The sequence below is a fragment of the Acinetobacter sp. YH16031 genome (genome assembly GCF_013417335.1).
Taxonomy (GTDB): Bacteria; Pseudomonadota; Gammaproteobacteria; order Pseudomonadales; family Moraxellaceae; genus Acinetobacter.
On sequence record NZ_VPED01000003.1, the window covers coordinates 1 to 13,658 of the forward strand.

The following is a 13,658-nucleotide window of genomic DNA, read 5'->3' on the forward strand; positions in this document are numbered from 1 at the left end:
AACTGAGGATCAGAAAGCTTGTTTGAATCGATGTATTTCATCCGCAGATTATGCACGAATGCTAAGAAATCCGGAGTGCAAATATTAACCAAAAAGAAGATCGTTTTTTGATTTATGAAAGAGATCTTATGATTAATTAAATACTTTAAGTAATCAGCTAATATTAAAAAACTTTTTCATCTTAAGCTGAATTTGGTAAACGCTTAAAATAAACATGTAGCCAATAAAAAAGCCACTTATATAAGTGGCTTTTTTATAAGAAGAATCTTGGTGGAGATGGCGAGAGTTGAACCCACTAAAGCTTAACACTATCACAACCTATCAAATATAAGTATTTGTATTTTAAATCATTTACTTAATTTCATTTGATAGTCTGTGATAGACTTTTGAAAAAGTGTGGCAAAAAATGTGGCAATTAATTTTTACTCAAAATTGATTTAGGGCTTTGTGTCACAAAACCTAACTCAGTTCTAGTCTTATAGCAGGAATTGAACTTAAGAGTTAGCAACTAATGCTGCACAAACAGCCCGCCTCTGATGAGTTAAAAGACCTTCAATGGTGAAGACAGCTATTTTTACTCTAGGCTCAATTTGATCAGCGGCCACCCCCTATTTTCTGTAGCTCTAAACGCAACAATGCTTCCACCATGACATGAAACCTCTCATACCACTCCTTTAATTCTGGTGAGAATTTCAATCTGGCATGCACAGTACTCACCAATTGATCAACTAATTGCAGTTGATCCACTACCCAGATTAAACGTTCAGAAAGATCCTTTGATGATTGTAATATGTATTCATTTATATACTTCGTTAATTCAGCATTCAAAATGCTCACTAGCAATTCATCTTTGTTTTTGAAATACCAATATATTGTATTTGGAGCTACTTGGGCTTCGGCCGCAATCCGATTGATTGAAGTAGCATCATACCCTTCGGTTAGAAACAACAAACGTGCAGCATCGATGATGTCTTGTTGTTTCTAACCGATCTTGTACACGTTTATTACAGGCCATTCAGTTTTCCTACTCTACTAGAAATTAAGGCGCTATCACACAAAACGAATCAAATTAGTATCGTAAATTCTTCTTAAAAATAATAAATATAGTAGAGTAATGACTTTCGTCATTACTCTACTACCTAGCATCCTTAATTTAAAAATCATACTTCGCCATGACTTCTATACGGTTATCCTTACCAGTTTTGCCTTCAATTGTCTCACGTTCACCATACACATATTCCATACCAAACGTAATTGGTTTGACGGGGCTATACATGACATTGAACCAGCCTTGCTGTAGATGATCATTGCCATTGGCATTGTTATCCTCATAAATAATCGATCCATAACCTACAGTACTTCTGATTTGAGGAGTAAATTTATAGGTTGCACCTAATGTAAATGCATCGAAATCAATTAGGTCTACATTATTACCACGTTGTATATAGCGTTTGTTATCCGAGGTTGCTAATAAAAACTTATTATCCCCAGAGACATGCGAGTAATTAGCATTCAGAATCAGCTGATTAACGGGCTTATAGTTCACTCCTAAGCCAATCCCCCAGCCTAATTCTGTCTCATCATCCAGATCACGTACTCGTACTTCTTGTAAGAGACCTCGTGCAGTGACTAAGCCAGCATTCTCAGCAAATTTATGACTCAATTTTGCTGTAGCTACAGGCAATCTGTTTTCATCATTGCCTTTTTCCAATGCGACAAAATACTGGGTATTAGTGTTTAATTTATCTGTGTACCGTACCATTGGAGTACGCGTTGTACCTCCACCAAGGGGAGTATTAAAATCAAGCATTTCTGGTGAGGTTTCAGTAGACAGGAAATTAGAGGTCGTTTGACCAATTAACCAGTTGTTATAAGTCATATATACATGACGTAATCGCACTGTATCCTTATCTGAGCCACCACGAAAATCAATTTCAACTTTACCACCGATATCAGCATCCTGAACTGGAGCCTTAAAATCCAAGCCTATACGGGTAGTTGTTAATGTCGAATCCAATCGATCTTCAGTAGATTTCTTATTAGCATCTCCTTCTAGCGCTACGCTATTGATGCTATTAAACATCCCTTTTGCACCTTCAAATTGATAGGCAACGTCAGCACGAACAAAACCATAGAGATTAACTTCTGCACCAGATCTCGATAACCATTTATTTACTGGTTTTGATTTTTGTCCCGGATGTATATCGCTGCTTGTCCCTGAGATTTGCTGGACTTGTAGCATTTGTCTGAGTTCAGCAACTTCCGCTTTTAATTTCTCAATTTCTGTAGGTGCTGTTTGCTCAGCATATGCCGTAGAAATAACCGTACTACCCAAAAGCATAAAAGCCAAATTATAAAATTTCATATTATTCCTTTAAAAATAAGTATACTTACATCCATAAAAACTAAAATCAGTTTTTTGTCCTATCCTCCATACAGTTCCAGATATTTGTTTTTCACAACTTCACTTTTATATTTTTGCTTAATAAAATTAATCGCATTCCTGGATTTTGAAAGCGCATACAAACACAGGCTTTCTGTTTGGTATTTCACTACTGCAATAGCTTCGTAATCCAGAGAAATAGCTAATCTGGATAAATGTTCTGGTTGTTCGTCTAGATATTTAATAGAGATGGGATTTTGCCGAGTGGCATGAATCATTAATTTTTCATTTTTATTTTTTAAGAATTTGATGACTGATGAATTCTTTTGGATCGCATCTAGCCAGACAGCTTCATGGCAATCTTTTACATATTGAATAACATAGAGTTTTTTCTTTAGAGCAAGTCTTAAAATATACTCACTTGGATTATGAATATATTTAATTGCTTCGGGTTTAGATTTGACGGCTTCTTCATAAATTAAATCAGTGGGTCTAGGAATATATTGCAATGTATTCCCATCAGCTCGAACTGCTAATAGGCATATTTCCTGAGTTTTATCCTTTACATACTTAATCGCATAGGGATTATTAAAAACAGCTGTACTACAGAGAAATTCATTCTGTTGTCGAATATACTTAAGTGCAAAGCCATTTTGTTTAACTGCAGTTAAACACATCTGTTCGGTTGGACTACTAATATAGCGAATTGCTAAACCTTCATTTTCTAAAGCTTTCAGGCAGATTTGATCAGTTTTATTTTTGACATATTTGAGTGTATCGCCACAGCTTGTAACAGCTAGCAAGCACATTTCATCATTTTGCACTTGTGCATACTTGAGTGCTCTAGGATTATTTTTAACTGCTTCTGTGCACAACTGAATATCCTGATGTGGGATATATTTTAGAAGCAAACCATCGTGTTGCAGTTGATAGAGCCAATCTGCATAAGAAATCCGTCCATACACATCACTATTCACAGTGATCTATCTCCTAAGATTTATCCATAGATTTAGCAAGCAGTTGCAGACTGCGTTGATAAAAAAAACGAGTAGTTAAAATCACAAAAATCAGGCGTGAAAGCTGAAAAGCTACCACAATCGGTACGGTAAGCCCCAAGGCTTTAGCCATTAAGGACATTTCAGCAATTCCACCGGGAGACAGCCCTAGAATCAAAATCTGGGCATCGGCATGGCTTAAGCGAATCAACAACAGGGCAAAGATAATGGATAGTGCCAATGCCAATAAGTTAAATAGAACAGTCAATCCAATAAATTTTTTACTGTTTTTTAAGAAACTGAATGGAAATTTGCTACCTAACGACCATCCAATAAAGAGTTGTCCTAAGGCAATAAACCATTCTGGAAAGCGAAATTGTAAAATGCCGAAAAATGATAAAAGGCTAATGATCGTCAGTGGACCTAAAATCCAGGCATTAAGGAGATTGAAATATTGAAAAATTTTGCCGGCGCATAAAGCGAGTAAAAAAAGCGGTACTACTTGAACAAATCCATAACGTTCAGTGTCCTGAACAACCAGATTAGACCATTCAACCTGAAAATAAAGTCCTATAAAAATTGGGACAAGTACAACTAGAAGTACAATTCGCAAACTATGTGCTGCCACCACTTTATCGACCTGGGCATAGTATTGTTCAGCAATATTGACCATTTCACTGGCACTTCCAATCGCTGAAGAAAACCATGCAGTGGCCCAGTCCAATCCATTAATCCGATATTGCAAAATAGCCAACATGGAGCCAAGAACCAGTGACCATAGAATACCGATCAGAATAAATCCCCAATATACAGCAACAGCCTGTACTAGGGCCGGTGTAAAATACAGTCCAAGTGCCATGCCGATAATAATCTGTCCGCCTTTGCGCCAGTGAGGATGGCAGGACAATGGCTGTCCGATACTGCCCATGAATAATGCAGCGAGCAATGGTCCTAGCAGCCATGGCAAGGGAATATGCAGATAATTCGCAAGAACTGCCCCCATCAGGGCAATGGCCAATCCTTTGGCATTTAACATTATTGTTTTCATAATCCTAAGCAATAATGATCAGCATAAACTGATCATTATTGTTGTCCAATTAAGCTTGATTTTTTTTGATAAACAGGTATTTACGTACGATTGGCAGGATTAGTAATAAAGCGGACATGACCCAAAGTCCGATGCTGATATTACTGCTCCATAAGATACTAAGTTCACCTTGAGAAATCGATAAGGCACGACGTAAATTTGACTCCATCAATTCACCCAAGACAAAGCCCAGAATTAGTGGTGCTAACGGGAAATCAAATTTTCTTAATACATAACCCACCACACCTAAGCCCATGCATAACAACAGGTCGAAGATATTGGAATGAATGGCGTATACACCGACGAAGCTCACAGTCGCAATGATTGGAATCAGAATGTAACTTGGCACACTTAGCAGGCGGGCAAAGAAGCCAACCAATGGAAGGTTTAAGAACAGCAGAATAATGTTACCAATCATCAAAGATGCAATCAGTGCCCACACTAGTGTTGGCTGTTCACTAAAGAGTTGTGGGCCTGGAGTAATGTTATACATCATTAATGCACCCATCATGACCGCAGTTGTTCCCGAACCAGGTACACCTAAAGTCAGCATTGGTACGAATGAACCACAAGCTGCTGCATTGTTGGCACTTTCCGGCGCTGCCAGACCACGTAAATCCCCTTTACCGAACTGGCTGTTATCACGTGCCATTTTACGTTCAGTAGTATAAGCCATAGCACTTGCTACAGTGGCACCAGCGCCAGGTAAAATTCCAGAGAAGAATCCGATCAGAGAACCACGAATAATAGTAGCCAATGCGCTAAAGAATTCTTTGATGTTAAACAGGGAGCGTTTACCTTGTTTCAGTACAACTTTGCCAATAGTAGTACGTTCTAGCAGTAATAAAATTTCGCTAATACTGAATAAGCCAATGACTAAGGTAGTAAAGGCAATACCATCGCTTAGGCCTACGCTATCAAAAGTAAAACGATATACACCAGTAATAGCATCCATACCAACAGTTGATAAACCCAAGCCCATGAGTGCCATGATCAAGGTTTTAAATGGCTGTGTGCTAACTAGTCCAGTTAAGCAGACAATAGCAAATACCATCAATGCAAAGTATTCTGCTGGTCCAAACGCAATCGCCCATTTTGCCAATAATGGTGCAAACAATACGATCCCAATGAAAGCAACAGTGCTTCCAATAAAAGAACTTACTGATGACAGCGATAGTGCAATGCCCGCCTTACCCTGCTGTGCTAGTGGATAGCCATCCAGCGTGGTCATAATCGCACCCGCATCACCCGGTACGTTCAGAAGAATTGCAGAAATACGGCCACCATATTCACATCCTAAATAAACTGCCGCCAATAAGATTAATGCACTGTCTACAGGCAAACCGAGTGCATAGGCAAATGGTAACAGGATGGCTACACCATTAATCGGACCTAAACCCGGCAATAGACCGACAATCGTTCCAATAAATGCACCAATAAAAGCAATGAGGAGATTTTGCGGCTGTAAAGCAACTTCAAATCCTATCATTAAAAAATTTAATATATCCATATCGTTGTCATCCTTAACCGAAGAATCCGAGTGGTAATGGCACATCTAGTACCCGGTCAAACAGGTAGTAAGTACACATACTGAGTACCAGACCTGTGATTGCCACTGGAATCGTTTTGCCATTGAAAAGCTTGCCTACTGCAATGGTCATGAGTAAAGTCGCAACGATAAAGCCGAACCACTCAAAAATAACTGCATACACGGTTAAAGTCAGTACACAGATCACTAATTTGCTCAGCAAATGTTTGGTCCAACCCAGTTCAACTGGTTCAAACATGATGGCCGGACGTACGGTCAGATAGACTGCGCATGCGGTAATTAAAGCCATTAGTAAGATTGGAAAGGCTTTTGGCCCTACTGGATCGTAGGAGATTGGAGCTTCAAAACTGCAAGCATAGATCAGTAAAAATAATCCGCAGCCAGCAATGATGCCCGTAAGAATACGTTCAGATTTCATCATCTACCCTCAAAACAAAAAACTGAGTTGAAATATAGGTTCTCAACTCAGCATGTTTGTTATTTTGACAATTTATATTCTTCTGATAACTGACGCATTTCCGCCGTCTGCTTATAGACATAAGCAGTCAGTTCTTCACCGGTCAGTTCGAAAGGAAGTAGATCCTGATTTTCACGCACTGCATCAAACTTCTGGTCTGCCATCATTTTATCGAAAGCATTTTTCCACCAGTTATAAGCATCATCACTAACTTTTGGCCCCATATAAAAACCACGTATTACAGGCCATTCCAAGTCATAACCCTGCTCTTTCGCAGTTGGTAGTTGGGAGAATTTACCTTCTAAACGCTTATCAGAGAAAACAGCCAGAATTCGGATATTGCCTGCTTCTAGATGGGCACCGATTTCACTTACATTACCAACACCGACTTGAATATGTTGACCTAGCAGCGAAGTCAGAACTTCACCACCACCTTCAAGTGCTACGAAGCTCATATCAGCAGGATTTACACCAGCTTTCTTTGCTAAAATTGCAGTTTGCATCCAATCTTGGCCGCCTACACTACCTGCACCACCAAAGCTAATAGCTTTCGGATTTTTTTGCAGGGCTTTCATCAGGTCATCCAGTGTTTTTAATGGTGAGTCTTTATGTACAGAAACCAAACCATAATCTACTGCTACACCAGACAGCCATTTCACGTCTTTTACCGTAAAACTACCAAATTTACCTTGCGCCAGATTCAATAGTGAACCAGTAGAGAATGCAACCACCGCATTATTATTGGCCGGGTCGTTATTTACAATCTTATTATAAGCTACTGCTCCAACACCGCCTGGCATATAAGTCACACGCATTGGGTCTTTCAGTGTTTCAGTCTGTTTAAAACCTGATTGAATAAGCTTGCAAGTCATGTCAAAACCGCCACCTGGTTTAGCTGGAGCGATACATTCGGGTCGCTTTGGCTGACCAGGTTCTTTAGATGCATTGCCAGTGCCGCATCCTACGACTGCTAAACTGGTACATGCTACTGCGAGTAATTTTAGATTTTTCATCATTGTTACTTCCTTATAACTTACTTGTCCATTTGAGTTCTTAAATCTCTTACCTATAGCCATCATTGACCTCCATGGTCCTGTTCTGGTTTGGGTGCTTGAATCTTTACTTAGCTTTTGCACGATATTTTGCAACACGCTCTTCAACTGCAAACTTTAACAAGGCCGCACTACGGTAGAATCCGTGGGCGAACTTGCCGAAAGGAATAGTCAGGAAGAAGGTCATTACAGTTGCCAAGTGGATGATCAGTAGTAAAGCCATCGCAGAGGTATCACGGAAGGCCAATAAAGCCAGACCGGTAATACTAATCAGCAGCAGCAAGAAGATAAAACCGCGATCCATTGGTTTTTGTTTTACATCACCATGCAGAGGATGACGTTTAATATTCAGGTATAGCAGGCCAATTGGACCAACCACTAAACCTAAGCCACCGAGAGTTCCTAAAATCACAGGTAAGCTGGTATAGCCATATGGTGCTTCCAAACCTAAGAAATAGTGATAGAAAGTTGCGACACTGGTTGCTAAGAAGCAGAGTAAAAAACCGTACATGGTGAAATGATGGAATACACGACGAATCTGGGTATAGCGATCGTCCTCTTCATTACAGCCTTTACCATGCCCACCATCCAGATATTTTAGGGTCAGTACATTTTTAGAGGCTTGTAGAATGTCTGGTTTTGCCACGCCTTCTGGAATAATTTTTGAAGTTTGTCTCCAGAATTTTGTTACCCCCAAGCCCAACAGCACAATGGACGTAATAAATACCGAACCAAACAGTACTGCGAGGAAGTTATGTGGGAAAATCGCGTAAAAATCACCTTGGTATTGACCGAATAAATTTGTGCCTTTCATCCATACACCTGCTAACATTAGCAGGAAGAAAATAACGCTCATTATAGATACAAGAGCAATGCCAGTTTTCTTATAAATTGCACCAAAAGAAGCTGGCACTGCGAATTCTTGATAGGTTTCCAGACGGACTTGCGCCATCGCTTGTGGAATATTAACTCCAAACTCATGGGGTGGAGCATATTGACAGGCATGCAAACAGGCACCACAGTTGTGGCATAGATTTGCCATGTAATGAATATCTGCTTGGGTAAATTCAAGACGTTTAGTCATTGCAGGAAAGACTGCACAGAAAGTTTCGCAATAACGACATGCATTACAGATTTGTAAAGCTTGTTTTACCTGCTCTTCATTTGCTGTTAACTGCACTACAGGAATCATAGTTTTTACAGTGGAATTCATGTTTTAAGCTCCCTGCTTTAATGCAGATTTTGCCGCATTTTTACCGGCAATACGTCCAAAGGTGGTTCCGATCGACATGCCCACACCTGCTGTATACCCTTGACCAAGTACATTACCCGCCATCATTTCACCAGCAACATATAGGTTTGGACTAGGCACATTGTTAAAGCGTACGGCTGCATCATCTTCCACTTTCAATCCCAAGTATGTGAAAGTAATACCAGGACGTAGTGCATAAGCATAAAATGGTGGCCGATTTAGAGGTACAGCCCAGTGAGTTTTTGCAGGGGTGATGTTTTCGGTGTGACAGTTGTCGAGTACGGTATGATTGAAATCACCTTCGACACAGGCGTTATTATAGTCACTAATAGTTTTAGTTAATGTTGCCACATCCAGATTGAGCTTTTGTGCCAGCTCTTTAATCGTGTTCGCTTTTGTGCCTTCAAATACAGGTGGCATAAAACGGCCTACTGATTTTGAGTCAATAATTGAGTAGGCAATTTGGTTTGGTTGTTTAGCTACCAGCCGCCCCCAAATCGCATAGCGTTTAGGCCAAAAATCTTCGCCTTCATCATAAAAACGCTCTGCATTTTTATTGACAACAACCCCTAAAGATACACAGTCAATACGAGTACAAATGCCACCGTCATAAAGTGGAGCACGTGCATCGACAGCAACGCAGTGCGATTGTGATGGATCACCGATAATATCAGCACCTTGGTCAATCATGAATTTGAGTAGATTGCCTTGGTTAAAACGGGTACCACGTATAATAAAATTATCTGCTGGCCATTCGCCATTTTCGTTTTGGCCCCAAGCTTCTTTTAACCATTCGCGATTCGATTCAAAACCACCCGCAGCAAGTACGCAGGCTGCACCCTCAAAACGTGTACCATCTTCTGCAATCGCTGCAATAAATTCACCATCTTCAATGATCAGCTTGGTAATTTTAGTGTTATAGCGAATCTTAACACCGAGGTTTTGTGCACTTCTAAAATAAGCATTGACTAAAGCTTTACCTCCGCCCATAAAGAAGGCATTGGTACGTGCAACATGTAATGCACCAGATAAAGGTGGTTGAAAATTCACGCCATGCTTACGCATCCAGTCACGGCAGGTTGCAGTTGAACGAATTACTAACCGAGCAAGATGCTCATTAGTTTTTCCAGCCGTTACTTTTAATAAGTCTTGCCAATATTCTTCTTCGGGGTAAGCATCTACCAAAACATCTTGCGGTTCATCATGCATACAACGTAAATTACGTGTGTGCTGTGAGTTCCCACCTCGCCATTCTTTTGGTGCTGCTTCCAAAAGCAATACTGACGCACCTGCCTCGCGTGCTGTCAAAGCCGCACATAATGCGGCATTCCCACCGCCAATCACAATTACATCATGCATTCGATGTCTTCCCTTTCGAATTTGGCTCAATTTAAGCCCATATGGGAAGACATCGTAAGCATGGTGGTTTAAAGAGGTATTTATTGTGGCTAAATAGGCTAAAAGTCTAATAACTCAGCACTTGGCCATAGATCATTATTGATTAGTTCTTTAATACAGGACTTTATCGCCACTTTAGTGGCTAGGCTCGCAGGAGAAAGTTCCTCTTCAGAGATACTAGTGAGGTAATTAATCCGGTCCAGCTCTGGAGAAATAATTTTAAGAAAACATAAGTCTGAACGTAGATATTCAAAATAGGCACTACCCGGCTGTATAGTAGCCATATTCAATTGACTAACACAGTTCATTAATAAGTGTAGCCCGTCAATTTCATGATCCACATTGAGCAGCTCAACTTTCTGTTCTAAAAACTTGCGTAAACCGTGGCGCCTGCTTGGTAATGCTAAAGGTAACTGATGAATTTTTTCAAACGCAATTTGCTGATTGGCAATGCAGTCACTGAAACCGTGTTGTTCTAACAGCGTAGGTTGTGCCATTAAAAACATCTGTTCCTTAAGCAAAGGTTGCACAGACCATTGAGAATCAACATCTTGAGTAAAAATGATCGCAATATCGAGCTGACGGGAGTTAACCAGGTTAGTCAAATTACCAGACAGGCTTTCAACTAGGTGAATTTTAATATCTGGATAGCGTTCGGCCATCAGTTTCATTAAAGGCACACCAAGTACTGAAGCAATACTAGGTGAAAATCCGACACTGACATGACCAGTCAACCGTGAAGAATGTGCAGCTTCAATTGCATATTGAGCATGTCTAATGACTAACTGTGCTTGTTTAAAAAAAGCCAATCCTGCTGGCGTTGGTGTAACCCCTGTTGAAGTACGACGTAATAAACGAGTACATAATTCATCTTCTAGTTTAGCAATTCGCTGACTTAAAGCAGATGTTCCAACATCTAGTTTCTGTGCAGCTTTACCTAGGCTTCCAGACTCTACAACTGTGACGAAATATTTTAGCTGTTTTAATTCCACTCATTACCCTTAATATATTTTTTAATAGCAGTATGTTAGGTATATACAATATAAGATGTAAAGCTACTCAAGAGAATGATAAAAAAGATAGATTGAATTTCTAGATATACACCTTTTTATCGACTCTGGTTTTAATGAATAATAGCTTTTTAAAAGAGCAATAAATTTAATCGTATTTGATGGCGGGAGTTGAACCCACTAAAGCTTAACACTATCACAACCTTTCAAATATAAATATTTGTATTTTAAATCATTTACTTAATTTCATTTGATAGTCTGTGATAGACTTTTTAAAAAGTGTGGCAAAAAATGTGGCATCAATATCTGCATCAATGCCCCCGATTATTTATAAGGACTACCTTAGGGTGGTCTCTTCTATTTAATTAGTTCTGATGACCATTAAGCATTAAAAGCTCAATTGTAGGCTCATTCGGGCTAGCCTTGCTCTCTAACAGCTTCTCATGCACTTCTTGAATCAAATTAAGGAAGCGAATCATCTTAATGATCTTTTCATAGTGTGGTAGGAACGTAGGATTGGTACTAAACTTATAAACCAAGGTTTCACCCTGTCTATGTCTCAAGCAATCAATCTGTTCGGTAATAGCCCTGTGAATAGCCACCACTCTCTTAGACAAATATCGTCTATTCTTTTTGTATAGGAGAGAACATTATGAGTGGACAACGATACACCCCAGAATTTAAAGATGAAGCTGTTAAATTGATTACTGAACGTGGATATTCTGTCACTGATGTCGCAGAACGTTTAGGCGTATTACAACACAGCATTTATAAATAGCTAAAGGCGGTACAACCTTTACGCAACAGCTCTGATGAACATGAACTGCTCGAGGCAAAGAAAAAAAAATCCTTCGCCTTAAAAGTCAGCTTAAACAGACTGAAGAGGAACGGGACATCTTAAAGTGAAGGCACTGCTTTCACGCCGCTTTGCAAGCCTGCCCGAGTAAAGTATCAGTTTATCCTGAAATACAGTCATCAATTTAAGATCAAAACGATGTGCAGGGTTCTTAAGATCGCTCGTGTTGGTTACTATGCTTGGTTGCATGAACCCGAATCAGGCAGAAGTATTGAAGATAAGCGGTTATTGCAGCTCATCCGCTCTTCTCATGATGCCAGTTATGGCATCTACGGTTATCCTCACATCACGCTGGACCTTAAAGAGCTAGGTGAAAGCTGTGGGCCTAATCGTGTGCTGAAGATCATGAAGAACAATGGCATTTCTGCTATTCGAGGTTATAAGAAGTATAAAAGCTATGGTCGTGGTCGTCCTCAGATTGTGCCACCTAACCATTTAAATCGAGAATTTGTTGAAGAAACACACCTGATACCTCGTGGGTAACTGATATTACCTACATACGCACCTGGCAAGGCTGGTTGGCTGTGGTTCTCGATTTATATTCAAGGAAAGTCATCGGTTGATCAATGAAACCTACGTTTGCTAAGGATATCGTTTTGGATGCACTTCTTATGGCGATATGGTGACGTAGGCCAAATGAACCTGTGCTCATACATTCAGACCAAGGCTCACAATATAGTAGCAGAGGCTGGCAGAAATTCTGTCAGAAGCATAACTTGGTCCCGAGTATGAGTCGTCGTGGCCTTACGCAGTATACTGCTCATAGGACAATGCTGTTGCAGAATCTTTCTTTAGCAGCTTAAAAAGGAAAGAATTAAAAAGCAGATCTATAAAACACGAGAAATGGCGCGTGCAGATGTGTTTGATTATATCGAGATGTTTTACAATCGAATCAGGCGTCATTCGCATCTAGACGGAATGAGTCCAGAAGCATTCGAAGCAGCTTCAAAATGAGGCCGTCTCGTGTCTAGGATACTGGGAGCAGTCCACCTTAAATAAAAGATTTACCAAGAGATGTGTATATAGCTTAAAATGTGATTCAGAAATTTCTTTGAATTGATGTATTTTCATTTGTAGATTATGCATTGATATCAAGAAAATAACCTACGAATCCTCAGCGAAAGAATGTTCATTTTCTGACTAGTGAAAGATATCTAAGATTAAGGTGATTCATTATTAGTTATATAAGAACAAATACTTACGTATAAGTATTTAAGATTTAATCAAAAAATTAACAATATTTATCTTATTAATAAAAATTTTCTATACAAAAAGTATTATTAACTTAAACTTTGAAAAAAAAATATATATTTTTTATACATTATTCATGTAATCATTTCATTATTATCCTAAATTATTATTTTTAATAATTATTTTAATGGAAAAAAATTGGTTAGTAAGGACAAATCAAACCATCACCTTTTTACCCATGGTCATAGTTATATTTATAGGACTAATTGGCTATGAATGGGTACGTACGGAACTAGTCGGAAGCTGGATTCTTCTAATTGGCTTTATTCTGTTAGGCCGCTTTTTAAATGTAGTTCAGTCCGTTGTATTAAGTATTGTCATTTTTATTATTCTTTTTATTTATATTCTATTTAGTGTCCAGACTGATA

Annotated in this window: 10 protein-coding genes and 1 pseudogene; 1 reads left to right on the forward strand and 10 read right to left on the reverse strand. The window is 39.3% G+C overall.

Annotation, left to right across the window (positions count from 1 at the left end):
- Positions 1-594: 594 nt before the first annotated feature.
- The 10 genes from FTV31_RS01955 to FTV31_RS02000 all read right to left on the reverse strand — a co-directional run bounded on the left by FTV31_RS01955 (position 595) and on the right by FTV31_RS02000 (position 11,165).
- Positions 595-951, reverse strand: a complete 357-nt coding sequence (locus tag FTV31_RS01955; RefSeq protein WP_257227125.1) for a TetR/AcrR family transcriptional regulator — start codon at positions 949-951, stop codon at positions 595-597.
- 202 nt (positions 952-1,153) lie between these two features.
- On the reverse strand, positions 1,154-2,365 hold the full coding sequence (locus FTV31_RS01960) for a DcaP family trimeric outer membrane transporter (protein ID WP_180012810.1): 1,212 nt from the start codon (positions 2,363-2,365) through the stop codon (positions 1,154-1,156).
- A gap of 59 nt (positions 2,366-2,424) precedes the next feature.
- Positions 2,425-3,360: a DUF4116 domain-containing protein gene (locus tag FTV31_RS01965; RefSeq protein WP_180012811.1), complete on the reverse strand. Its 936-nt coding sequence runs from the start codon at positions 3,358-3,360 to the stop codon at positions 2,425-2,427.
- A gap of 13 nt (positions 3,361-3,373) precedes the next feature.
- Positions 3,374-4,426, reverse strand: coding sequence for an AbrB family transcriptional regulator (locus FTV31_RS01970; RefSeq protein WP_180012812.1), 1,053 nt, complete (start codon positions 4,424-4,426; stop codon positions 3,374-3,376).
- Between the two features lie 49 nt (positions 4,427-4,475).
- Positions 4,476-5,975 (reverse strand): tripartite tricarboxylate transporter permease, encoded by a 1,500-nt coding sequence (locus tag FTV31_RS01975; RefSeq protein ID WP_180012813.1) that lies wholly within the window; start codon positions 5,973-5,975, stop codon positions 4,476-4,478.
- A gap of 13 nt (positions 5,976-5,988) precedes the next feature.
- Positions 5,989-6,435 carry a tripartite tricarboxylate transporter TctB family protein gene (locus FTV31_RS01980; protein WP_180012814.1) on the reverse strand — a complete coding sequence of 149 codons (447 nt, stop codon included), beginning with the start codon at positions 6,433-6,435 and terminating at the stop codon, positions 5,989-5,991.
- 56 nt (positions 6,436-6,491) lie between these two features.
- Complete coding sequence (locus FTV31_RS01985; RefSeq protein WP_180012815.1) at positions 6,492-7,547, reverse strand: tripartite tricarboxylate transporter substrate binding protein; 1,056 nt, start codon at positions 7,545-7,547, stop codon at positions 6,492-6,494.
- 43 nt (positions 7,548-7,590) lie between these two features.
- Complete coding sequence (tcuB, locus tag FTV31_RS01990; protein ID WP_180012816.1) at positions 7,591-8,736, reverse strand: tricarballylate utilization 4Fe-4S protein TcuB; 1,146 nt, start codon at positions 8,734-8,736, stop codon at positions 7,591-7,593.
- 3 nt (positions 8,737-8,739) lie between these two features.
- A complete protein-coding gene (gene tcuA, locus FTV31_RS01995) occupies positions 8,740-10,134 on the reverse strand; it encodes an FAD-dependent tricarballylate dehydrogenase TcuA (RefSeq protein WP_180012817.1) in 1,395 nt (464 codons plus the stop codon).
- A gap of 98 nt (positions 10,135-10,232) precedes the next feature.
- Positions 10,233-11,165 (reverse strand): LysR family transcriptional regulator, encoded by a 933-nt coding sequence (locus FTV31_RS02000; RefSeq protein WP_180012818.1) that lies wholly within the window; start codon positions 11,163-11,165, stop codon positions 10,233-10,235.
- Between the two features lie 670 nt (positions 11,166-11,835).
- On the opposite strand from FTV31_RS02000, the pseudogene FTV31_RS02010 reads away from it, so the two are divergent.
- Positions 11,836-12,993: pseudogene (locus FTV31_RS02010) on the forward strand (IS3 family transposase).
- The last annotated feature ends 665 nt before the right edge of the window (positions 12,994-13,658 follow it).